Annotated in this window: 23 protein-coding genes and 1 pseudogene; 3 read left to right on the top strand and 21 right to left on the bottom strand. The window is 35.5% G+C overall.

Translation table 11 applies throughout. The features are described from left to right. Nucleotides 1-9: 9 nt before the first annotated feature. From dnaJ to hemW, 5 genes are all read right to left on the bottom strand, one after another. A complete protein-coding gene (dnaJ, locus tag D0S48_RS00720) occupies nt 10-1,131 on the bottom strand; it encodes a molecular chaperone DnaJ (RefSeq protein WP_144535857.1) in 1,122 nt (373 codons plus the stop codon). Between the two features lie 149 nt (nt 1,132-1,280). After that, nucleotides 1,281-3,110, bottom strand: a complete 1,830-nt coding sequence (gene dnaK / locus D0S48_RS00715; RefSeq protein WP_151109408.1) for a molecular chaperone DnaK — start codon at nt 3,108-3,110, stop codon at nt 1,281-1,283. Between the two features lie 90 nt (nt 3,111-3,200). Continuing rightward, nucleotides 3,201-3,773, bottom strand: coding sequence for a nucleotide exchange factor GrpE (gene grpE / locus D0S48_RS00710; RefSeq protein ID WP_151109406.1), 573 nt, complete (start codon nt 3,771-3,773; stop codon nt 3,201-3,203). A 17-nt stretch (nt 3,774-3,790) separates the two neighbouring features. Continuing rightward, nucleotides 3,791-4,828, bottom strand: a complete 1,038-nt coding sequence (hrcA, locus tag D0S48_RS00705) for a heat-inducible transcriptional repressor HrcA (protein ID WP_144535851.1) — start codon at nt 4,826-4,828, stop codon at nt 3,791-3,793. Nucleotides 4,829-4,923: 95 nt separating this feature from the next. After that, nucleotides 4,924-6,057: a radical SAM family heme chaperone HemW gene (gene hemW / locus D0S48_RS00700; protein WP_151109403.1), complete on the bottom strand. Its 1,134-nt coding sequence runs from the start codon at nt 6,055-6,057 to the stop codon at nt 4,924-4,926. A 278-nt stretch (nt 6,058-6,335) separates the two neighbouring features. Here hemW and D0S48_RS00695 point away from each other — a divergent pair, with 278 nt between their 5' ends. After that, a complete protein-coding gene (locus D0S48_RS00695) occupies nt 6,336-6,668 on the top strand; it encodes a DUF3889 domain-containing protein (RefSeq protein WP_151109401.1) in 333 nt (110 codons plus the stop codon). Between the two features lie 53 nt (nt 6,669-6,721). On the opposite strand, the gene lepA is transcribed toward D0S48_RS00695, so the two are convergent. From lepA to gpr, 7 genes and pseudogenes are all read right to left on the bottom strand, one after another. Then, a complete protein-coding gene (lepA, locus tag D0S48_RS00690) occupies nt 6,722-8,551 on the bottom strand; it encodes a translation elongation factor 4 (protein ID WP_144535845.1) in 1,830 nt (609 codons plus the stop codon). Between the two features lie 599 nt (nt 8,552-9,150). Continuing rightward, entirely contained in the window at nt 9,151-10,185 is a 1,035-nt protein-coding gene (locus D0S48_RS00685) for a YheC/YheD family endospore coat-associated protein (protein WP_151109399.1), read from the bottom strand. Between the two features lie 66 nt (nt 10,186-10,251). Then, nucleotides 10,252-10,692 carry a CotY/CotZ family spore coat protein gene (locus tag D0S48_RS00680; protein WP_151109397.1) on the bottom strand — a complete coding sequence of 147 codons (441 nt, stop codon included), beginning with the start codon at nt 10,690-10,692 and terminating at the stop codon, nt 10,252-10,254. A gap of 18 nt (nt 10,693-10,710) precedes the next feature. Further along, a pseudogene (locus D0S48_RS00675) lies at nt 10,711-11,927 on the bottom strand (ATP-grasp domain-containing protein). 701 nt (nt 11,928-12,628) lie between these two features. After that, nucleotides 12,629-13,420, bottom strand: coding sequence for a M15 family metallopeptidase (locus D0S48_RS00670; protein ID WP_151109395.1), 792 nt, complete (start codon nt 13,418-13,420; stop codon nt 12,629-12,631). Between the two features lie 384 nt (nt 13,421-13,804). Next, entirely contained in the window at nt 13,805-14,626 is an 822-nt protein-coding gene (spoIIP, locus tag D0S48_RS00665; RefSeq protein WP_151109393.1) for a stage II sporulation protein P, read from the bottom strand. Between the two features lie 54 nt (nt 14,627-14,680). Further along, nucleotides 14,681-15,691: a GPR endopeptidase gene (gpr, locus tag D0S48_RS00660; RefSeq protein ID WP_151109391.1), complete on the bottom strand. Its 1,011-nt coding sequence runs from the start codon at nt 15,689-15,691 to the stop codon at nt 14,681-14,683. A gap of 160 nt (nt 15,692-15,851) precedes the next feature. Between gpr and rpsT the strand changes: the two genes are divergently transcribed. Continuing rightward, entirely contained in the window at nt 15,852-16,100 is a 249-nt protein-coding gene (rpsT, locus tag D0S48_RS00655; protein WP_144535837.1) for a 30S ribosomal protein S20, read from the top strand. Between the two features lie 171 nt (nt 16,101-16,271). Here the strand turns inward: rpsT and holA are convergent, their stop codons facing one another. Continuing rightward, nucleotides 16,272-17,276: a DNA polymerase III subunit delta gene (gene holA, locus D0S48_RS00650; RefSeq protein ID WP_151109390.1), complete on the bottom strand. Its 1,005-nt coding sequence runs from the start codon at nt 17,274-17,276 to the stop codon at nt 16,272-16,274. 154 nt (nt 17,277-17,430) lie between these two features. On the opposite strand from holA, the gene D0S48_RS00645 reads away from it, so the two are divergent. Further along, the gene (locus D0S48_RS00645; protein ID WP_144535833.1) at nt 17,431-17,565 is read left to right on the top strand and encodes a YqzM family protein; all 135 of its coding nucleotides are present in this window, start codon (nt 17,431-17,433) and stop codon (nt 17,563-17,565) included. A 53-nt stretch (nt 17,566-17,618) separates the two neighbouring features. Here the strand turns inward: D0S48_RS00645 and D0S48_RS00640 are convergent, their stop codons facing one another. From D0S48_RS00640 to yhbY, 8 genes are all read right to left on the bottom strand, one after another. Continuing rightward, nucleotides 17,619-19,871, bottom strand: coding sequence for a DNA internalization-related competence protein ComEC/Rec2 (locus D0S48_RS00640; protein WP_151109388.1), 2,253 nt, complete (start codon nt 19,869-19,871; stop codon nt 17,619-17,621). A gap of 11 nt (nt 19,872-19,882) precedes the next feature. Continuing rightward, nucleotides 19,883-20,464, bottom strand: a complete 582-nt coding sequence (locus D0S48_RS00635; RefSeq protein WP_151109386.1) for a ComE operon protein 2 — start codon at nt 20,462-20,464, stop codon at nt 19,883-19,885. Nucleotides 20,465-20,532: 68 nt separating this feature from the next. Then, nucleotides 20,533-21,150, bottom strand: coding sequence for a helix-hairpin-helix domain-containing protein (locus tag D0S48_RS00630; protein ID WP_191696850.1), 618 nt, complete (start codon nt 21,148-21,150; stop codon nt 20,533-20,535). A 79-nt stretch (nt 21,151-21,229) separates the two neighbouring features. After that, complete coding sequence (locus D0S48_RS00625) at nt 21,230-21,967, bottom strand: class I SAM-dependent DNA methyltransferase (protein ID WP_151109382.1); 738 nt, start codon at nt 21,965-21,967, stop codon at nt 21,230-21,232. Next, a complete protein-coding gene (rsfS, locus tag D0S48_RS00620) occupies nt 21,967-22,320 on the bottom strand; it encodes a ribosome silencing factor (RefSeq protein ID WP_144535823.1) in 354 nt (117 codons plus the stop codon). Before rsfS ends, D0S48_RS00625 begins: the two co-directional genes overlap by 1 nt. Beyond that, nucleotides 22,317-22,892 carry a bis(5'-nucleosyl)-tetraphosphatase (symmetrical) YqeK gene (yqeK, locus tag D0S48_RS00615; protein ID WP_151109380.1) on the bottom strand — a complete coding sequence of 192 codons (576 nt, stop codon included), beginning with the start codon at nt 22,890-22,892 and terminating at the stop codon, nt 22,317-22,319. The genes rsfS and yqeK overlap by 4 nt, the downstream gene beginning before the upstream one ends. Further along, the gene (locus D0S48_RS00610; protein ID WP_151109378.1) at nt 22,882-23,454 is read right to left on the bottom strand and encodes a nicotinate-nucleotide adenylyltransferase; all 573 of its coding nucleotides are present in this window, start codon (nt 23,452-23,454) and stop codon (nt 22,882-22,884) included. Before D0S48_RS00610 ends, yqeK begins: the two co-directional genes overlap by 11 nt. Beyond that, nucleotides 23,451-23,756, bottom strand: a complete 306-nt coding sequence (gene yhbY / locus D0S48_RS00605) for a ribosome assembly RNA-binding protein YhbY (protein ID WP_144535817.1) — start codon at nt 23,754-23,756, stop codon at nt 23,451-23,453. The genes D0S48_RS00610 and yhbY overlap by 4 nt, the downstream gene beginning before the upstream one ends. Nucleotide 23,757: the final 1 nt, after the last annotated feature.

Below are 23,757 nucleotides of genomic sequence, written 5' to 3'. Positions count from 1 at the left end.
TCCAACTCCTTATTCGCCTTTTATTGTTCTTTTGATTTTATCAAATAATGAACTACCTTGTTCTTCCGGAATATCTCCACTGATTTCCGCAAATTCACGTAGTAATTGTTTTTGTTTTTCTGTAAGCTTTTTAGGTGTAACTACTTTTACGATAACATGTTGATCACCGACACCATAGCCATGTACATTTTTCACACCTTTTCCTTTAAGACGGAATGTTGTAGAAGACTGTGTACCTGCAGGAATTTTAAGCTTAACTTTTCCTTGAACAGTTGGAATCTCTACTTCGTCTCCTAGTGCCGCTTGAGCAAAGGTTAAAGGTAGCTCGTAATAAATATCGTCGCCATCACGCTCAAAGCGAGGATCGGCTTTTACACGGAATACTACATAAAGGTCACCAGCAGGACCACCGTTTACTCCTGGCTCACCTTGACCACTTACACGTAGCTGTTGCCCATCATCTACACCAGCTGGTACAGTAACTTTAATCTTTTTGCGCTTATTAACTGTTCCTCTACCATGACAGGTTGAGCATTTCTCTTTGATGATTTTCCCAGTACCCTCACAGTAGTTACATGCACGCTTCGTTTGAATTCGACCAAAAGGAGTGTCTTGAGTGACATTCACTTGACCATTTCCGTTACAGTGCGAACATTTTTCAGGATGAGTACCTTGTTTAGCTCCAGTACCACTACATGTATCACAAGTTTCTTCTTTAGATATTTCAATCTCTTTTTCCATACCAAAAACTGCTTCTTCAAATTCTATAGTCATAGAGTATTGAAGATCGTTCCCTTTTCTTGGCGCATTTGGGTCTCGACGACGTGTTCCTCCGCCCCCAAAGAATGAACTGAATATATCTTCAAATCCAAAACCATCTGCACCACTGAAACCACCACCAAATCCTTGGTTTGGTCCCGCATGACCAAATTGATCATATTGTGCACGTTTTTGGTCGTCACTTAAAACTTCATACGCTTCGGAGATTTCCTTGAATTTCTCTTCTGCATTAGCTTCCTTGTTTAAATCTGGGTGATATTGCTTAGACAATTTACGATATGCCTTTTTTATCTCGTCCCCAGATGCACTCTTGGCTACACCAAGTACTTCGTAATAATCACGTTTGCTCATAGTTCACTCTCCTGCTCTGTTAACTTACACATAAAGATAATTGTAACATGGACAATTTCGTAATAGCAAAACAATTAGCGTTTTTCTCCATATTACAGACATTGAAAAAGCCAAAGCCGAAAACGGTCTTTGACTTTTTCTGGTCGACATTACTTGTCTTTATCGTCGTTTACTTCTTCAAACTCTGCATCGACTACGCCGTCATCAGATGGTCCGCCTTCTTGTTGTCCATTAGCAGCTGCATCAGCTTGTGCTTGTTCATAAAGCTTCATTGTAAGTTGTTGAACGATTTCATTTAACTTGTCTTTTTTAGCTTTAATGTCTTCTAAGTTTCCAGCTTCTAAAGCTGCTTTAAGCTCTTCTTTTGCATCTTCTGCTGATTTTTTCTCATCATCTGAAACTTTACCTTCAAGATCTTTTAGAGTTTTTTCAGTCATAAATACTAGTTGGTCTGCTTCATTTTTAACTTCCGCTTCTTCTTTACGAACTTTATCTGCTTCAGCGTTTGCTTCCGCTTCTTTTACCATACGATCAATTTCTTCGTCAGATAATGAAGTGTTTGATTGGATAGTAATTGTTTGTTCTTTTTGAGTTCCAAGATCCTTAGCTTTAACATTTACGATACCATTTTTATCGATATCAAATGTAACTTCGATTTGTGGTACTCCACGTGGTGCTGGTGGAATATCAGCAAGTTGGAAGCGGCCAAGAGTTTTGTTGTCTGCTGCCATTGGACGTTCACCTTGTAACACATGAATATCTACAGCTGGTTGGTTATCAGCAGCAGTTGAGAAAGTTTGTGATTTAGATGTCGGAATTGTTGTATTACGATCGATTAACTTCGTGAATACTCCTCCCATTGTTTCAATCCCTAAAGAAAGTGGTGTTACGTCTAAAAGTACTACATCTTTTACGTCACCAGTTAAAACTCCACCTTGTACTGCTGCTCCCATTGCTACTACTTCATCTGGGTTTACACCTTTATGTGGTTCTTTACCTGTTTCTTTCTTAATAGCTTCTTGTACAGCAGGAATACGAGTAGATCCACCAACTAAGATAACTTTATCAATTTGAGATGAAGATAATCCAGCATCTTTTAATGCTTGTCGAGTTGGTACCATTGTACGCTCTACTAATTGAGCAGTAAGATCATCGAATTTTGCACGAGTCATTGTCAATTCTAAGTGAAGTGGACCAGCTTCTCCAGCAGTGATAAACGGTAGTGAGATTTGTGTTGATGTAACGCCAGAAAGATCTTTTTTCGCTTTTTCAGCTGCATCTTTCAAACGTTGTACCGCCATTTTATCTTTAGAGAGATCAATACCATTTTCTTTTTTAAATTCTTGTACTAAGTAATCCATGATTATTTGGTCAAAGTCATCCCCACCAAGACGGTTGTCCCCTGCAGTAGCTAATACTTCAAATACTCCATCACCAAGTTCAAGGATAGAAACGTCGAAAGTACCTCCACCAAGGTCATAAACAAGAATTTTTTCATCATGATCCATTTTATCTAAACCATATGCTAGAGCTGCTGCAGTAGGTTCATTGATAATACGTTCTACTTCTAGTCCTGCAATACGACCAGCGTCTTTTGTAGCTTGACGCTCAGCATCGTTAAAGTATGCAGGTACAGTAATTACAGCTTTAGTTACTTTTTCTCCTAGATATTCTTCAGCGAATCCTTTTAAATATTGAAGAATCATAGCAGAAACTTCTTGTGGAGTGTATTCTTTTCCTTCAGCAGAAACCTTTTCACTTGTACCCATTAAACGTTTAACTGAAGAAATTGTATTTGGATTTGTAATAGATTGACGTTTTGCTACTTCCCCAACTTGTTTTTCGCCGTTTTTAAAAGCAACTACAGATGGTGTCGTACGATTTCCTTCTGGATTTGGAATTACTTTTGGTTCTCCACCTTCTAGTACAGATACACATGAGTTTGTTGTTCCTAAGTCAATACCGATAATTTTTGACATACAATTTTCCTCCTAATAAATACTGTTTATATGCAATTTATAATATAATTGGTGACCAAAATGGCACCAATAAAAATCTGTTTGAATTTACTATTCGTTTACTTTAACCATTGATGGACGTAGTATTCTATCTTTCAATTTATAACCTTTTTGTAATTCTTGAAGGACAATGCCAGATTCTTTCGTGTCATCCTTCTCTTGCATAACTGCTTGATGTAAATTCGGATCAAAAGGCTCTCCCTCAGCTTTCACTGCTTCTAAGCCTTCTTTTTCAACTGCAGTCACTAGAGAGCGGTAAACCATATCTACACCTTTAGCTAAAGAAACTGCCTCTTCTGTTTTTGGTTCTACTGCTAGAGCACGCTCTAGATTATCTAAAACCGGCAAAAGATCATTCAACAATGCTTGGGCACGATATTTATAATCTGCTTCTTTGTCTAATTGAACACGTCGTTTGTAATTTTCAAAGTCTGCACGAATACGAATAACTCGATCCTGCTCTTCTTCCAATTGTTGTTTGAGAAGAGTTAATTCATCTACTTCTTCTACCTCGACAGCTTCATTATTTTCAGTCGCCTCTGTCGTTTCGTCTACTACTTCTTGAGTAACAGTCTCTTGTTCTGTTTTTACTTCTTCATTTACATTTTCGTTTTTGTTTTCCATTTAGCAGCAACTCTCCTTTATCCATGTTGACCACGTAATATCCTAGACAACTCTCTAGACAAGTCCCCACTTATCACGTCTAATAACGATACTACACGCCTATAGTCCATTCTTGTGGGGCCAATTATAGCAATAGAGCCACTTTGTTCCTCTCCAATATCATAAGAGGCTGTAATGATACTACAATTGTCCATTCCAAATTGATTGTTTTCAGAACCAATACTGATATTGATGCCTTTTTTGTTCAAATGGAATAGTCCGGGGAACTCATTGACGTGTTCCATCCAGTACATGATACTTTTTGCTTTTTCTACATCATTAAATTCTGGTTGGCTTAAAAGTTGCATTTTACCGCCATAATAAACTTTATCCTCGTGCTCAATAGTCATAGCTTTGTTTAAAGATCCAACTAGAGCGTTTAAACGTCCACTATTTTGACGAAGCACTGATTGAGTCACAATCTCTAGCTTAGATTGTAGTTCGTGTAAATGAACTCCAACTAGATGCTCATTAATGATATTGACCATACGCTCAATATCTGAAGCAGTAAAATTTTCAGGTATAGAAAATACACGATTTTCCACATGTCCACTGTCGGTAACAATAATAGCAACTGCAGAATCATCCGTTAATGGCACAATAGATAACCGTTTGACCCGATGCTTTCTAACATCTAAGCCTAACATAATAGAGGTATAGTTCGTTAGCTCAGACAAAATGTTTGCTGACTTTCGAATTATTTGCTCTGTCTCTACCATTCTTTCTTCAAAAATAGAACGAATTTGTTTGATCTCATCTTTGGAAATAAGCTGTGGAGTTAATAAATTATCCACATAATAACGATAGCCCTTTTCTGAAGGTACGCGGCCAGAAGAAGTATGTGTTTTCTCTAAGAAACCCATATCTTCTAAATCCGCCATATCGTTTCGAATAGTAGCAGGACTAAAAGGTACTTCCTCCTTCTTCGAAAGTTGACGAGATCCAACTGGCTGAGCAGTTTCAATAAAATCATCTACCGTTACTTGCAATATTAACAATTGCCTGTTAGTTAGCATGATCATCACCTCTGTTAGCACTCATCTATAGAGAGTGCTAATACTCATATAAAACTTATCAAATCTAAAGAAAACTGTCAACGATTAAGTATTAATTATTTTAGAAAATATTGAAATACTTCGTTGCCAACAAATCTTCCTCGATTAGTTAAAAATACGTAATCATTTTTTATTTCTATAAGTTCCTTTTTTAGAAGCTCCTCTATTTCGTTACCGTAAGCCTCGTAAAGACTTTTACCGTACCGTTTTTCAAAATTGGATAGGGAAACTCCCTGGTTCTTTCTAAGTCCGAGGAACATTTCTTCTTCCATTTTCTCTTCATAAGTCACTTCTTTTTGCATCATTACAGGCTTTTCACCTATCTCTAGCTGCTGCATATATTTTTTTAGGGGGCCATGATTAGAATATCTAATACTGTTCACATATCCATGTGCACCTGCTCCCAAACCAATATATTCATCATTATTCCAATACAGTAAGTTATGTTCTGAAGCCTTTCCCTCGTATGAGAAGTTGCTAATTTCATACTGTTTGTATCCATTTCTCTTCATTTCATCCATTAAATAGCCATACATTTCAGCCTCTAAATCCTCTCCTGGTAAGGAAAGTTTGCCTTTTGAAAGGAGATTATAAAATATTGTTTTTGGCTCTACGAGTAAGGAATATGCTGAAATATGAGGAATCTTCAAACGGAATGCCTCCTGGAGTGATTCCTTCCACTGCTCCATGGTTTGATTAGGTAAACCATACATCAAGTCAATACTTATAGAAGGAAACTCCGTCTGTTTTGCGTATTGAATAACATCATAAACGTGATTATTAGAATGTGTTCTTCCTAAGATTTTTAACAAGTCCTGATTGAAAGTTTGCACTCCCATACTTAATCTATTCACACCAAATTTTCGCATTAGCTGCATTTTCTCCAGAGTTAGCTCATCTGGATTTGCTTCCGAAGAAAATTCCTTTACGTGTTCAAGCGGAATATATTGATGTATCAGAGTAAGCAAACGTTCTAACTGTTCAAGCGACAAGGCAGTAGGTGTTCCTCCTCCAAGGAAAATTGTCTCTATCTTAGCTTTCGCTAAATCGTCTTGCCAAAGTGCCATTTCTTTTCCTAACGACTCGATATACTCATCGACTGGCTGATTATGAAAATAAAATTTATTAAAGTCACAATAATTACATATTTGATGACAAAAAGGGATATGTATATACACTCCACGAACCATTCTAAGCCTTCTTTCTATGTTCTTTTATAAAATACGAAGAAGGAGGCAAACAGTGCCTCCTTCCCCATGATATTTATCAAAGCATTAAAATTTTCACGTTTTCAATCTTTGTATACATAAATTATAGCTTATATTCTATGTTCCTTCAAACTATTGAAATTAGCGTACTCGCTAGATGAATTGAGCAAATTATTCTAACTAAGCTATTTGTTTACTTCTTATAGGAAGAATGACTTTAAATAATATGCTCATCTTATAGAAAAAGGAGCTGAAGTTAAATGCTTAGAAAAATCTATTTCACCCTCGGAATACTTATAGCTGGAGTCTCTGTTCCGATTAGTTTATCAACCAATGTAAATGCTCAAGAAGCAGTTCCAGCCTATGCTAAATGGGGGAATCTTGCAGTAAAGGAGACTCAGTCAAAATATCCAAATGCGTCTATTATTGACTACTTGTACGAAGGAAGAGAAACAAAAGAAAATTCAACAATTGAGAGATTTAAGCTCTGGATAAAGGATGGCAGCAAAGAGTTTGGTGTTTTTGTAAGTATTGAATATACTACCTCTACGGGAGAATTGATTAAGATAGAGTTCCAGGAAACTCCCCAATAAATATAAAACCATGGAGAGCTGATACGCCTCTCCATGGTTAGGTTAACGGAAACTTATTTATTTGGCTCATCCATTTTCAGAACTGCCATAAAGGCTTCCTGCGGTACTTCCACAGATCCAACTTGTTTCATACGCTTTTTACCTTCTTTTTGTTTTTCAAGTAGCTTACGCTTACGAGAAATATCTCCGCCGTAACATTTAGCTAAAACATTTTTACCCATAGATTTGATAGTAGAACGAGCTATAATTTTCTGTCCCACTGCTGCTTGAACAGGTACTTCAAACTGCTGTCTTGGGATTAAGGCTTTCAGCTTTTCTACAATAAGCTTTCCACGCTCGTATGCAAAATCCTTATGAACAATAAAGCTTAATGCATCTACTTTTTCGCCGTTCAATAAAATATCCATCTTTTGAAGCTTAGATTCCTTGTAGCCGATAAGCTCATAGTCAAAGGAAGCATATCCTTTAGTGCTAGATTTTAACGAATCAAAGAAATCATACACTATTTCTGAAAGTGGAATTTCATAAATAATATTTACACGTGCAGATGATAGAAAGTCCATTGTAATAAAGTTACCACGTTTACGTTGGCAAAGCTCCATAACTGATCCTACGTAATCTTCTGGAACCATAATAGAAGCTTTTACATAAGGCTCCTCGATGGAGTCAACCTTTTGAACATCTGGCATCATAGAAGGATTATCTACTTTAAGTGTATCACCGCTAGTTAGTTTTACGTTATAGATAACACTTGGTGCTGTAGTAATAAGGTCAATTTTGAACTCTCTTTCAATACGCTCTTGAATAATTTCCATGTGTAATAGTCCTAAGAAACCACAACGATAACCAAATCCTAAAGCTTGAGAGGATTCTGGTTCGAATTCTAATGCAGAGTCATTCAGCTGTAGCTTTTCTAAAGCATCACGAAGGTCATTATACTTTGAATTATCAATTGGGTATAATCCACAGAATACCATCGGGTTCATTTTTCGATAGCCAGCTAATGCCTCTGTAGCTGGATTATCCGCTAAAGTAATGGTATCCCCAACACTTGAATCACCGACATCCTTCATAGAAGCTGTTAAGAAGCCAACATCCCCTACTGTCAGTTCATCACGTTGTGTCGTTCTTGGTGTGAATACTCCAGTCTCAACCACATCGAATTCCTTGCCAGATGACATCATTTTAATGCGGTCTCCCGGTTTAACTGTTCCTTGCATGATTCGGATATAGACAATTACACCACGGTAAGGGTCATAAAGAGAATCAAAAATTAGTGCTTGTAGTGGGGCTTCCGGGTCACCTGTTGGTGCAGGAACCTTCTCCACAATTTGCTCTAAAATCTCTTCTATACCAATTCCAGCTTTTGCTGATGCATGCACAGCTTCAGAAGCATCTAAACCAATTACCTCTTCAACTTCCTTTTTCACACGTTCTGGATCAGCAGCGGGCAAATCTATTTTATTGATAACTGGTAAAATTTCTAAATCATTATCAAGAGCTAGATATACGTTTGCCAATGTTTGAGCTTCAATACCTTGTGCAGCATCGACAACCAATATAGCACCCTCACAGGCTGCTAAGCTTCGAGATACCTCATATGTAAAATCGACATGTCCAGGAGTATCAATTAAGTGGAAAATATATTCTTCCCCATCTTGTGCCAAGTATTTAAGCTGTACTGCATTTAATTTGATCGTAATTCCTCGTTCTCTTTCAAGATCCATAGAGTCAAGCAATTGGTCTTTCATTTCACGAGATGTTAATGTTTTCGTTTTTTCTAAAATACGGTCCGCAAGTGTCGACTTCCCATGGTCTATATGGGCGATAATCGAGAAATTACGGATTTTTTTCTGTCGTGCCAATCTTTCTTCATTATTCATGCATGTTCACTCCTAATTAAACTATTATGAATTATACTATGAAAAGAATGTATATTACAACAACAACAAGCTTAAAACCCTTATATTTCAATGTTTTGAAAGAATGGAGGTATTTCATTCTATGGAAAATTACATTCTTTAATAAGCATAATTGAGGCTATATTGGGCAACAAAAATATATATAACAGGGGCGAATGTACAGGAATGAGTAAGTATTTTATTAGAATTAGGATAACTAACTTTTTCAATCATTAGGTTAACTCACTGAAATTTTCGATCATGTGTTAACAACAAAAATAAATGCACTTCGAGATTATATTATACAAATGTTCTTTTTGGGGTATTCAAAATACAGTTTTAAAATGATTATTATTTTTAAAACTCTTCTTCAACTAAGCACATTTTAGTTGAAGAGAAGCTTTAATTTTGTTTTTAAAAATGTATTTTTAAGACTCTAGTTATCCCCTTTTCTTTTAAAATCACTTTCTTAAGCCTAACTGTCTTCTTTTAGCTAGTGTAGTTCTTCAATGTTGTACACAGTCTTATAATAAATGTGCTTTTCAAAAAATACAGGCAGCTTGACTTCTCTAAACCTCTATTCAAAAATATTTCTTTTTATTAAGAGCTAAATACTTGGCGTAATGAATCGTATTTCTTGCTACGTCTAATTCACTATTAAATATTATTGGAATTCCTGGTCGCCAATTTACTTCAAATAACCATAGTCTTTGGTTTTCATCGATTCCAACATCGATTCCTAATTCATCGAGTGGAGAACCATCGTATAATGCATCAAAATGGTTAGAAAAGCTTAACGAAAAATGCTCAAGTTCTCTTTTAATATTAAACCAGTCATCATTAAACTCTTTTTGCAAAAAACGGTCCAGATAAGCAGTATAACCGCCACTACCTAAATTTGATGTAATACTTCCTAATGGTCCAATACGGGGGTATATCGATGTTATGACCCATTTGCCTTCTCCATTTTTTTGAACATGCAAACGTAAGTCGTATACATGGCCTGATTTTATCTGGCATGATATAAACCTCTGAACTATATATTCTTGTTCTTGGATTTTATGTGATACAAAGTCTAGCAACTCTTCTTTCGTATATATTGAGATTTTGCCCGCGTCATTAATTTTGAATTCATCCTCTTCTTTTTCAATAAAGAGAACACTCTCGCCTTGGTGTCCAGAAGTAGGTTTCATAATAATCTTTGAATATAAATTAATCATATCTAGTAAATCTTTGACACTTGTTAGTTCGAGTGTAGGAATCAGGTATTGTTTAAATTCCTCACCTTTCGTCACCCTTTTATAGACACTTAATTTACTTCCAATTGAATGACTTGTAAATGGGATGCTTTCAGATAAATAGTCGACTATTCTCTCTGCTTTTTTACTTAAAGGATAACTCGCATTATAAATAACGTCTGGAAAAGGGTATTCCTTTTCAATCCACATACCATTTTCATAATATTTACCCATTATTTTTTGGTTTTTTATATCCACTTTCCCTGGTGTAAAGTAAAAAAACTCCACCCCTTCTGCTTTAGCTACAACCGAATAGGCGTATGCCTTCTTTACTTTCTCTGGTTCCGCTCTATGATGCATCATACCGATTAAAGTCATGATGTCTTTCTCAACTCCTTTTACAAAATATCACTGATAATTATTATAAAAAATTTATTTTACTTATCACCATTTATCTCCAATTATTATACTTTGACGATTAATTAGATTCGGATTGATGCACTGGATACTGCAAAAATCTTGAACGGATACAATCACATTAATTTGCGTTTTTTCTAAACCATATGGCATGCGTATAGTATCAGTATAATTTCCTTCTATATCAATTGGATATAATAATGATAAGTGGACAATCGAGTGGACTAGGTCTTCAATACGGAAAAAGCAAGTTCTAAATGAGGTTTGACAAGTTGAGGTTATACCGTAAGCAAAATAAGGTTCAGTAGCGTCAGAAGAATTAAAAACAATTGGAATGGTATCGTGAAGTATACCTTTAAAGATTGGTAATTTTGCCTTGACTTGCATTTCGTAGACTGTTTTCAATATGGATTTAATGTTACTGGTTGATTCGCCCTCATATGAGTTTGTTTCTCCGTTACTAATCATTATTATTCACTCCAAAAGTTATACTGGTTCAATATAAAAACGAATTTCTTTTGCGGCCTCTTTCGCAATGCTCATTGCTTCCTCTTTATTGTCTGAAGAAGCCAATACATAACCATAGCGATCGCCCATGGATAGAGGTGGATGGAGTATTTTCCCTTTTTTAGGCTTTATAAAAACTTCCTCTACTCCCGGTAGCCGGGAACTGCGATTTTTTCCTGTGACCTTTATTAATTTCCCTGTAGAATGACTCGTTAAATACTGAGCATACACAAACCTGCTGTATTTTTTTTCGAAGTTAGGCTCTTGTCCTAAAAATATTTTTATTGTCTCTTCAACCAAATTAATTCCATATGCTAGTTCAATTATTCTATTCATTGCGCCACCAGAAATACGAGGATTTATTTCAATTAATTTCCATTCATTATTAATTAATCGCATTTCTAAATGACAAGATCCATTATCCATTTCAAAACGCTCTAAAATCAAACACACAGTTTTATATATATCGTTATAAAAGGCTTCATCCATTTCCCCTAACAAAGAATAACCAGTAACAATAAAACGTTCTAAGAAAGAAATTTCTTGTTCAAGGACTGCAATGATATGAACTTCACCATTGTAAACACAAGCTTCAATCAAATATTGAGGTCCATCTAAATATTCCTCTAATAATACTTCATTACTTCCTTTTTTAAATAGATTATTAATGGAGAGAACTAATTCTTCTTCATCTTTGACAAATAAAACATCTTTAGAACCAGATGATACGGGTGTTTTTACAATGAGAGGAAATGACTCTTTTTGTCTATCGATAAAGTCTTCTAAAGAGTCATCTTTTACAATCCTTGCAAAATAGGGGGAGACAGGAAGATCTTTTAATAGTTCACGTGTTAAAAGCTTATCCTCCATTTTCATAAAGGTTCCGGGGGCACAGCAGTCAATTCAAATTCTTTTGAGAGTTGAGCCGCTACATGGACGTAAGGATCAATAAAACTCAATATAGCTTCTATTCTTTTCCCTTGTGATTGTATTGCTTTTATATTTTCCTTTAACAAATTATAATTGGTCAATTCAACAAAGACCAATTGATGAACATCGGGAAAATCAGGCCTGTTTTTAAATTGCAATTCCCTATCTGTTAACAATATAGTAAAAAAACCTAGCCTCTCAGCAGCTTTTATTGCCTCCCTACTTGAACCCGATTTATTACTACCTATAAAAATAATGGTTTTCATAATTTTGTATTATCAACCTTTCTAGTGACTTTCTTAGTATCTTTAGTCCTTAAGCAGTTTATTCGATAGCAGCTTGATTTGTTTAGGACAACTTACCTACATATTAAGAATAAATAAATGAAATATTTTAAAGTTAAATTTCATAAACAGCACTTTATCATTAAAATACGAACATTTGTCACTTGGTAGATTGTAGTGACAAGCGCTGACTTTACTGGAAGGAGCGAACAGTTAAGACATAATCAACCGCGAGTGATCTCGACTTACCCTTCCTCTGCATTATTTTTTTAGGGTTACTTAAGACATGTTTATTTGAACTGCCTCTTTTACTCTATACCGATGCACCTAACATAGACCAAAATCTAAATAGAAAATAACAATTATACGACTCTATTTAAAGCCATTTTTAAATCATTACAAGATCATAAAAATTAGTTGGACCATTCTATCAACTTATTTTTTATAACTCCATAAAACGCAAATATAAGAGAATAGCGTACCTCTATGGTAGAACTTATTTAAATTTGTTATTAATGCCTTAGGTTGAGATAGACATACTCTCTCGAATTCTTTTCACTATAGCATCCAAAAAAAGATTCTCTTCCCAAATAACATAAATACCATTTCTTCGTGGTTGTTAATGTAAATATAGAATTATGAAACTAAGAGACCCCACCCACGTTAAGTGAGCGAGGCTATTATCATTTCCCATTTAATTGTTCTAGAACTGCCTTGGATGGTGTTTCATATTTAATATATCCATCCATTTTTGTTACCCAATGGTTATCCCCGACATTATATTGACCCCCATGTAACTCTCGATAATTATAAACCCGATATTCCTCTCCTGGATTTAAAATTCGGACCTCTACTAGCTTTCCCTCTTTTTCTGTCCACAGATTAATGGGCTTCAGAATTGTGAGCTTACCTATTTGACCTTTTTTAAGCTCAGTTTTACCCCACATGATTTTAGCAGTGTCTGTAACTTCCTTATCATCTACCTTAATCAAAGGAAAGATAGGCCTTTGCCCGGCCTTCAATTGAGCAATGGATAAACCTTTGTTATATTGCAAATGCGAGTAATCCTTAAAGCTTGTCCAATCTCCACCCCATTCAAAGCCCATAGACTTTGCGATTTCTGCAACACGTTTCCAATTCTCATTAACTGTCCATATTGATTTGTTTCCGTCATCAGTAACTAAAAAATAATCAATAGCCAGTCCATAATTGTGAATGGACGTCCCTGGGGCAGCATTGGAGATTATACTACCCTTTGAGCCGTATTTTTTGCCATTCCAAATGAAGTTCGGTCTTCCTTGACCATAAATATATGCTTGGTCTTCTTTGGAACGAAATCCAGAGGATATTTGTATATGGATACCTTCACTGTAACAACGTTTTATTAGCTCAATTGTATATTCCTTTAGAGAAGGATGAACAGCTCCCATCCGATTAATGGAGCGTTTTATCAGTTCTTCAAGTGATACCACCATATTTTATTCACCTCAATTCACTTTAAGTTTGTAATCACCTTTTTTTAAAAGGATAGATAGGCTTGCGATTTACAACCATCTGTTAATATAGCTAGCGTAAAAGCATCCCTATATTTATTGTATTCAGCAAAATCTATTAAGTTTAAGCTATTAACGCAACCTATCGAATAATTAGTTTGCTAATTCTAAATTGATTACTTCATAATGCAAAAAACTACATCAAAAGCGACACATTTATTTTCCATAAAAAAATACCGAGAACACTTGAGTTCACGGCATATTTTTATCTATATGTTTTTCTTAAGATCCATTATGGGATGAATTTCAAACTGGTGCCTCATTAGCCCTTTCAACTTTTAAATATAGCTAAGCAATTCCACTACGCTAAGATACTACTTGTTCATTAAGAATATTTGAAATAGCTTTCGCTAATATAGCAATTGACCTATTTAACTCCACTTCTGTACTGTCAATTCCACCAAGCTCAATGAGCGCAGAGTTTTTATTGAGATCCTGATTATATACTCCATCTACACCATCACCGACTTTAACAGTTACTTTCCTAGCAATTCCCGGAACCAATGTATTTAGCTCTTCTGTTAACTTATTTGCTAGCTGGAGATTCCATTTATAATTTTCATGTTCTCCTCCAACGACAAACATAAGCTTGGCATAGCTCTCTTCTCCCACCTGTAAAGTAGTGGTTGCAGCCTTTGCAGAGTCTCTATGAATATCTAAAATAATATCATAGTTACTTTGGGATAATGCATCTTTCACAAAAGGTCTTACAGAATTATAGTTTTTAGTTTCAGATGGATTTTCAAGTGAAAGGAATTCTGTTTCTACTTGATGAAAAGCAAATTGAGCCGTAATTTGTTCTTGAAAGTTAGTAATATTCTTTTCTTGATGATATATCTCGATCTTTTCTCCACTTGCAGCTAATATTGGTTTAAATGCTTCTTGCCAATGTGTAAAATAGACGAAAGCTTTTCGAGGTGGCAAAATTTCTGCTACCGTTTGTGTCTGAGTAACAGGGGGTGTTTCAATTTGCGCTGCATATACAACAGGTATTTCCTCTTTTTTCTTTTCAGTTACTTTTTCCGTTGTCGTTTCGGTCATAAGAGGTGTTTGGATTATTGCAATGATGATAGGGGCTAAAAATAAGAGTAATAAAATGCTAGTCAGCTTCTTTAAGGTATTAGTCATAGGTTCCACTCTCCTCACACAATCGTATGAGAAGAGAAGGAATTTTAGAACGACCTATTTACTTGTAATCCATGTTTCAATGCCTGTGGAAAGCATATATGCATACTGTTCTACCCATAAATCAGTTTCTTTTGGTGTAACAAATAAAGAAGGATTTTTTCCAACAAAAACTTCCTCAAATAATTGTCTTTTCTCTTCAGTAGACCAACCAACCCATTCTCCAAAAATAGGCTCAAGCACTTTTTTATCGATGTTTGTCTTATTTGAAACCATTGGAGTAACAGATAGGGCAGAAGAAGGTTTTCCCTTCTCCTCCACGCGTGCTGCCACGTGATGAATGACTTGCTCAACTGCATCTGCATATAACACTGGACCGTCTACAACCATTGGTACTCCAATTGCTGTAACAGGAACACCATAAACTTCCTTTGATATTTCCTTGCGCTGGTTTCCTACACCAGAACCAGGGTGTATACCTGTATTTGTAATTTGTATAGTCTTACAAAGACGTTCGCTATTTCTTGCAGCTAAAGCATCCATCACAAGAATAAGATCAGGCTTAAATGCTTCGCTTATGGCACTGACAAAATCGCTTGTCTCAAAACCGGTTTGACCAGTTACACCTGGAGCATACATAACAACTTTCACTTTTTCATTATTAGTCAAAGAAGAATTTTGTAGGTATTCAATTGCTTTTGGTCCAATAGCATCGGGTGTAACTGTCGCATTTCCAAGTCCAATTATTAATATTTTGGATTCATCTGTTAAACTAAACTCTTTATGCATATCTCGAAGATGATCAATGAAAGTCCTCGCCATGTTTTCAAAACTCTTCTCATCGTGTGGACTAAGGGTCAGATCAGTCAAGGTAATATACTTCCCTTGTTTCTTACCAATCTGTTTTTCACCTTCTTCGTTCACTTCAATGGAAGTAATAAGTACCGCTCCATTGCGACCCTCATCAAATTTAATACCTTCTGAATTGTCTAATTTAGCTTTCTGACTTTCTGTACGGTGTTTCACCATTTCTTCCGATTCATCGATTAAATCTGTTCTTCCCCACATTATAATCACCTCTAAAATAGTTTGTTCAAAGTGTCAAGTAAATATTCTTTGCATTTATATATTGCAATTTGTTTTTTCGTTTGTTAAAATAATGCTTGTTGTATAAACTGTTACCAACAAAAAAATGTATCATCTCAGACCTTATTAGGAGGTGAAAGGTATGCCAAACATTAAATCTGCAATCAAGCGTGTTAAGAAAAACGAGACTTTAAACGCTCAAAATGCAAAAGCAAAATCAGCTATGCGTACTGCTGTAAAAAAAGCTGACACTGCTGCACTTAATAACGATGAAAACGCAAAAGAACTTATTAAAACTGCAATTCAACAAGTTGAAAAAGCAGCTTCTAAAGGTTTAATTCATAAAAACGCAGCTTCTCGTAAGAAAGCTCAATTAATGAAAAAAGCGTAATAAAAAAAGACTGATCCGAATTCAAACTCGGTCAGTCTTTATTTTTTGCTTTTTTATATTTATTATTCGACAATTAGTTTGATTTCAAAAATCTATATTCTTGAGAATTAGATGACATGTGCTAAAAAACAAGATTAGCGTTTGGAGCAGGCCAAAACCAGACAGATTCTACTACTTCAATAAAAACAATTCTAAAATACGATCTCTATTTGTACTTAAAGTTTTCAACTGAAGATCAACAGTAGCTAAATCATTTAATGTGTGAATCAACTTCTCCTCTTGATGAAGTAATGGATTATCGAACAATAGCTTCACACGATAAGGATGTACCTTCAATTGAGTGGCAATTTGTTGGGCATGATAGCCTTTTTTCTTCAAATGGCTTACTTGTATCATTAATCTCACCTGAGTAGCTATAAGCGCATTTAACTTTAAAGGGTCTTCTTTTCGCTTCAATAAGTCATGATAAATCTCAATTGCTTCACTTTTTCGGCCTGCTAAATAAGCATTCCCCAGTGTAAAAACATCCTCTTCAAGGGTACGAACCAGTAATGACTTAACAGTTTCCTCATCGATTTCTTGTTCCTCGCCAATAAAAGTGGCAATTTTAGAGATTTCCGTTTTTAAGTGAACTAAATTTGTTCCTCCATTTTCAATTAAACGGTTTACCGCTTCCTCTGATATACTTTTCCCTTCATTTGAAGCTTCATGTAAAACCCAGCTTTTTAAATCATGATTTTGTAAACTCATTGCCTCTATTACATTAGAAGCCTGCTTCATCGCCTTTGTGATTTTCTTCCGTTCATCCAGCTTCTCATACGGAGCTACAAAAACTACTATAGCGGAGGGAGAAGGATTTTTTAGCCAGTTCTCCAGCAATGCCGTATCATGAATGATTTTCTCTTTTCCCTTTTCCGTAGCTTTTAAGAAGAATGTATTTTTCGCGATAATTAATTTTTTATCTGAGAAAAAAGGAAGTGTGTCTGCCTCATATAAAACTTGCTCTACATTGCTTTCCTCTAAATCAAAGTAGATAATCTCTGGCTCTCCTTCATCCTCAAGTTTATTTTTCAATTTTTTTATAGTTTCTTCTATGAAATATGCTTCTGTTCCGTATAATAAATATACATTTGAAATATTTCCTTTTGAAATTTCCATCCACTTTTCTGAAATCATGTTGGTGCTCCTTACTACTTTTAGATATATATATTATAGCGTAAATATGGTGAAAACTTTGTGACATTATATAATTAAAGGGAAATAAGAAAGTTTGTGTGTAGATTTTTTGAGCACTATCCTTTATAATTATGTGGAAATAGGAGGGTTAACAATGAATGAATTTGAACAAAATGTACAGTCGAAACGTAATGACGCAATCGACTCTGGCGTAGGTTTTGTAGTCTCCTTTGGATTTTTTGCCATTATGTTTATTATTGCAGTAGTTATCGAGTTTGTTTCTCGATAATACACGAGAAGGGTTTTGTCTTTCACAGACAAAACCCTTTTCTCTTTCAAATTTTAATGAGTAGAAATAGTTACTTCTCCCTCTTTTGATATAATTATCTCTATAGCTCCATCTATACCGGTCTGCAAAAATGGAATTTTTAAAGTATGCAATCGTTCCAAAACTTCAGAATGCGGATGCCCATATCTATTGTTAAAGCCTGCTGAAATAACTGCCAAATGAGGATTAGCCACTTCCAAAAAAGTTTGCGTGCTAGATGTTTTACTACCATGATGTCCTAACTTAAGTACAGTCTGATCCTGGAGGATGTCAGGATAAGCAGAACTTAATACTATTTCTCCCTCTCTTTCTAAATCTCCAATAAAAAGCCCTTTAAAATAATCGTTACTCATAGATAAAACTAATGAATCATTATTTCCTTCATATATGTTATCCATCGGATATAAATAAGATAGGTTATAGTAAGAAGATTCAATTCTCTCACCTGTAAATTTTTCTATGACAGGTATTTGCTTTAAGTTTATTTCCTCTCTTAAATCATGCATAATAGCTTTTTCATAGGAGCCAGGTGTAATGTGTATTTCTCCAACTTTAACTTCTTGAATCACCTCCTCGGCGCCCTCCATATGATCTGCATCTGCATGTGATAACACCATTGTATCAATTTTCCTTATCCCTCTTCCCTTTAAAAAGGGAACAACAACTTGTCTTCCAACCTCGTACTTATTATTAGACTCTTTCCAAGCCTCTTGGTCGAATCTAAGCACACCTCCAGTATCTATCATAATGACTGCTTCTCTATAAGGCATTTCAATAACAATAGAATCTCCTTGTCCTACATTTAAAAAGGTAATTCGAGTCGAAGAATCTAAATATGGCGCTAGTTGCAATAAAATGATTGGGGTAAAAAGAACGAGCAAGCCATTCTTTATAGATTTCATTCTTTCCAATTGAATAAAAAAAGTAATGACACTCACATATGCTATTACTACATACCAAACTTTCGGTTGAATAGGATTCCAAACCTGATATGGAAACGATCCTATATAGAGGATAAAATCGTCCAGTAATAGGCGAATTGGTTCGTAGAATAAAAAAACAAGATTACATATAGATGGAGAAAGAAAGGTGATTAAAAGTAAAATAATATTGATAGGAAGTACAATAAATGAAAATAGAGGGACAAACAAAAGATTGGCTATAAAAGAGGATAGAGAAATTTCGTTGAATTGATATATTAAAATAGGATAAACTATAAGCTGACAAACAGCTGTTAAGATAAATGATTGAGTTATATAAGAGCGCCCTAGTTTTAACATGCTCGCGGAAAATATTAAAGAAAAAGCAGCTAAGTAGGATAGCTGAAATCCTACTTGATAAATTATCCATGGAGAATAAAGAAGAAAACCAATAAAGCTATAAGAAAATGCGTCAGAAATGACAAGCTTTTTTTTGAAAAGACCGCTTATTAAAAGAATTTCTGTCACAGATACCGCCCTCCACACTGAAGGCGCTCCACCAGCAATAAGCCCATAAAGCGGTAAAACAATGATTAATAACCAATTAGCTGTTTTTCTTCGTACTCCGAGACGTATTAATACTTCATGAAGAAGTAGCACTACTAATGCTACATGGAGGCCTGAGATAGCAAATAAATGAGTTATTCCTAATGTTTGATAGGCATCTTGAAGTTCAGGTGGCATACTTTCTCTACTGCCAATTAATAGAGCCTCAGCCTCCGCTTGAAGAGAATTTGGAAAGGTCCTTTGAATATGCTGCTTAATCCTATATCGTTGCTCAGCCATATAAACTCGAAAACTATATTTTTTACTTACCAGCTCGTATTCATCAATATTTAATTGACCAACCGCTCCATGGCTTTTTATATAAGATTCCATGTCAAACGCATATCGATGAGCTAGGGGTTGATCCAACGGTGAGTTAGCCTTGACTTGAAGCTCCCATCCAGTTAGAGAATAGTTTGAGAAAAAAACCTTGTCCTGCTCATCTGATATTTTAAGCTGTACATACCACTTTTGACCGGAATCAGAAGCTGCAAAACCTCTTATAAAGCCACCATTAATACGATAATTATCTGTCCATGTGATAGTGTTTACATCGTTTTTAGTTATATTTTCAGGATTAACGAGTTCTACAAGGAAAAATGTACAAATCCCAATAGCTATTATACTAGAAGATAAAAGAATAGGAATTTGCTTATAAAGAAACCAGTAAAATAGGATTACAAAAAAGAACAATAGCCATGTCGATTCAAAAGCAGCTATAGTGGCCAGTAAAATCGACATTGCAAAATATATTACATTACCTCGGATTGCTCCAATCCAAATAATTCAGCCACCTTCCTTTCATATGGCAATAATTCTTCTTCACTTGCGCCCTTCTCCTTAAGCTTTACAATTAGCTCCATATATAGGTTTACCTTTTCATCACTCAAAAAATCAATTTTGCGTTCATCGAAAGGAACATGAATAATTTCTACTCCAGCTTTGTTAAGTAATTCAATCGCATAGTCGTTGTTTTTATAGTCTTGTGCATAATATAATCTTGAAATGCCTGCTTGAATAATCGATTTTGTACATGGTAAACATGGAAAATGAGTAACATATAAATCTGCGCCGCCTACAGTAATACCGTATTTTGCGCATTGTAATAACGCATTCATTTCAGCGTGTACTGTTCTAACGCAATGATTGTCCACTACATAACATCCATGATCAATACAATGTTCTCCACCAGAGATTGAACCATTATAGCCTCCAGCCATAATACGTCTATCTCGAACAATCGTTGCTCCAACTGCTAACCGAGTACATGTACTTCTTAAAGCAAGTAAATGGCTTTGTGCCATGAAAAATTGGTCCCAAGTGATTCGCTCCATATAAATACCTCCCATACTAGTACTTCTTTAAGTTTAGTGCTTTAGTGGCTAAACTTCAATATGGTCATTTAATTCACTTTGATATGGGGTTCTATTTTCTCAAAAGTCTTCTGACCTATTCCTGTCACCTTTAACAAGTCTTCTTTTACCTTAAAGCCCCCACTCTCCTCTCTATAGGTAATAATAGCTGCAGCCTTAGATGGGCCAACTCCTGGGAGAGTAGTTAAACTTTGTACATCTGCTTTGTTAATATTAACTAATTGGTCAGAAGAATTGGATGAGGAGATGTTAAATGAGTCTTCCATTACTTCACCTAACTCAGGAACATAAATAATCATTTCATCCTCCACTTTTTGAGCGTGATTAATCATTTTACTATCACTTTCTGGCTTATAACCTCCAGCAAGTGAGATAGCCTCTAAAACACGGTCACCAACTTCTAGCTCATAGACTCCAGGCCTTGAAACAGCGCCCTTAATCTCGACAAAAATAGTGGTATTCTCTTCGTATTCAGTTGTTTCTTCTTCAGGGAAATTAGATTTAGTTAATAGGGAAGGTTGAATTTCCTCAGCGGAGGGGTTTGCTGAGTTAAATTGCTTTTGGATTAAAATAAACAGGAGAAAGGTTAAAACTATTATTGGGAGCAGAAATTTCTTAATGTGTATCAATTTAAATTTGGAATTCAATGCAATCATCCTCTTTCGAAAAGAGGTAAATATATGGAGTTATACAAAATATACTAAATTTACCTCTTTTTGAAAAGTATTATTTTATTGCATGAATAAAATACCGCTCTACTTCATCCTCTGACTGTTCGCCAAAAATAGAGGTTGAAACAGAGACGTTAGAAAACCCACTCTTTTGGAGTAAGTCGAAATATATTTCTAAAGGGTGGCTGCGCTGATAATGAGATTCCTCAAATCGCTCATAGTAGCCAGATTCTCCACGTACAAAAAAGGTTATATCATGATAGATAGAATGAGCTTCCTCGCCTTGCTCTGTATGCCAAATATATGCCACCTGGTCATCCTCGTAAGTAAAAGGTCCTTCTGGGAATATATTATCCATTTTAAATAATGAGTGGATATCAAAAAACAATTGACCTCCATCATTTAAACAATCATACACTCGAGCAAAGGTCTGTTCTGTCTCTTCTAAGGTCTCTAGATAGTTGATAGAATCTATAGCTATTACTGCTATATCTGCATCGTTTATCCCATCTATCTCAGCCATAGATTGGCACAAAAAAGAAATGTTAACGTTTTCCTCAAGGCTTCTGTTTTGGGCTACAGTCAGCATTGATTCAGATAAATCAATGCCGATAACCTCATAGCCAGCTTTTGCAAACTTTACACTTAGTACTCCTGTGCCGCAGCCTATATCAACTAGTCGTTTATTTTCCGAAACTGGTGCTTTACCCTGCACCCATTCGGCGTACTTGTCATATGGTATATCTGACATCAACGAATCGTAGATAAAGGCAAACTGATCATAAGTAGACATTAAGCATCTTGCCCTACTTCGATCATAGGAGCATCTCCCCATAGGCGCTCTAGGTTGTAATAAGAACGCTCATCCTTGTGAAATACGTGAGCTACTACATCGCCCATATCCACTAATACCCAACGTGCTTCATCAAAGCCTTCCATGCGTTTAACGTTGTATCCTTCTTTGCTCGCTTGGTCAAAAAGTTCCTTTGCAATCGCTTGAACTTGACGATCAGAGTTAGCGTGGCAAATAAGAAAATAATCAGCAAGTAATGATACTCCTTGCATATTTAATATAACAATATCCTCTGCTCTTTTGTCATCGGCAGCTTTATAAGCAATCTCGACTAATGTTTTGTTTGAAGTCATTCTTTCACTTTTCCTCTCTTTTGTATCAAGTCATTATAACAATGAAATGAATCCGGAAAAACCGGCTGTCTTTTTTTTATTAGAAATGCCATACTATGCTGCACACAACTTAGCATGCCCTCTTCTAGGTCTATATTCGCTATTTTTCGTAAATCCTCTACTCCTGGAAAATTACGACTAGGTTCTATCATATCGGAAATATAAATTATCTTCTCTAAATCAGACATTCCAGCTCTGCCAGTGGTATGAAATTTTATGGCATTTAGTATGTCCTCATCATCGATATTAAATTCTTTTTTCGCTACGTAGCTTCCTACCGGAGCATGCCATAATTCATGGTGAAATTCTAATAATTTTGCATCCATGTTTTCAGATATGATTATACTTTTCAACCACTCTTTTTCGGCATATTTCACACTGTCATGTAAAATTCCGGCAATTTCTGCCTTTTCAGTATCTGCTCCGTATTTACCCGCTAGTTGAATAGCAGTTTCTGCAACACCTCTTGTATGGATATAACGTCGCTCCGGCATACGATTTTTCATTTGCTCTAGAATATGTTCAAATCTCATAAAGCTTCTCCTTTTCAATGTAATCTCTTACGTTATCCGGGAGAAGAAACCTCGTCGTTTCTCCGTTTTCCAAACGTTTTCGTATGACAGAAGAAGATATATCGATTTGGGGTATATCTAGTGTAGTAATAGGATATGCAGTCTCTATAGAGGTGCTTGGTCTTGCAACACCAACAAGTTGAACTATTTTTAATAGCTCGTCTATACGATGCCATTTTGGTAAATATTCTACCTGGTCCCCACCAATGATGAAATAGAAATCAGTATTTGCTTCCCGTTCTGCTAAAATTTTCATAGTGTCAAATGTATAAGAGGTTCCACCTCGAATAAGCTCTATTTTTTCTATAGCCAGATAAGCAATATCAGTAACAGCAATTTCTAGCATTTTTAAGCGTTGTTCAGAGGTAATGCGTATATCTTTTGACTTATGAGGGGGAATTGCATTTGGCATTAGTCTCACTTCATGTAAACCCAGTGCATGAAACACTTCGTTAGCAATGATTAGATGGCCAATATGTGGAGGATTAAATGTTCCTCCCAATATCCCTACTTTTTTTTTCATGCCTTACTCGCTTTAGGAAGCTCAATTCGTTTATTGTTTTTAGAAGGCTTATAAAGAACTACCGTTAAACCAATTAACTGAACAAGCTCTGCTCTAGCACCTTTTGCAAGAGCTTCTGCAACTTCTTGCTTTTCATCCTCACAGTTTTGTAAGATACTGATCTTGATCAATTCACGCACTTCTAAAGCTTCACTTATTTGCTTTGTCATTGCATCATTAACGCCACCCTTACCTACTTGGAATATTGGTGAAAGGTGATGCGCTTGACTACGTAAAAATCTTTTTTGCTTACCTGTTAACATA

This window comes from Psychrobacillus sp. AK 1817, assembly GCF_008807035.1.
Lineage (GTDB): Bacteria > Bacillota > Bacilli > Bacillales_A > Planococcaceae > Psychrobacillus > Psychrobacillus faecigallinarum.
This window is presented reverse-complemented; position numbering and strand designations above follow the sequence as displayed.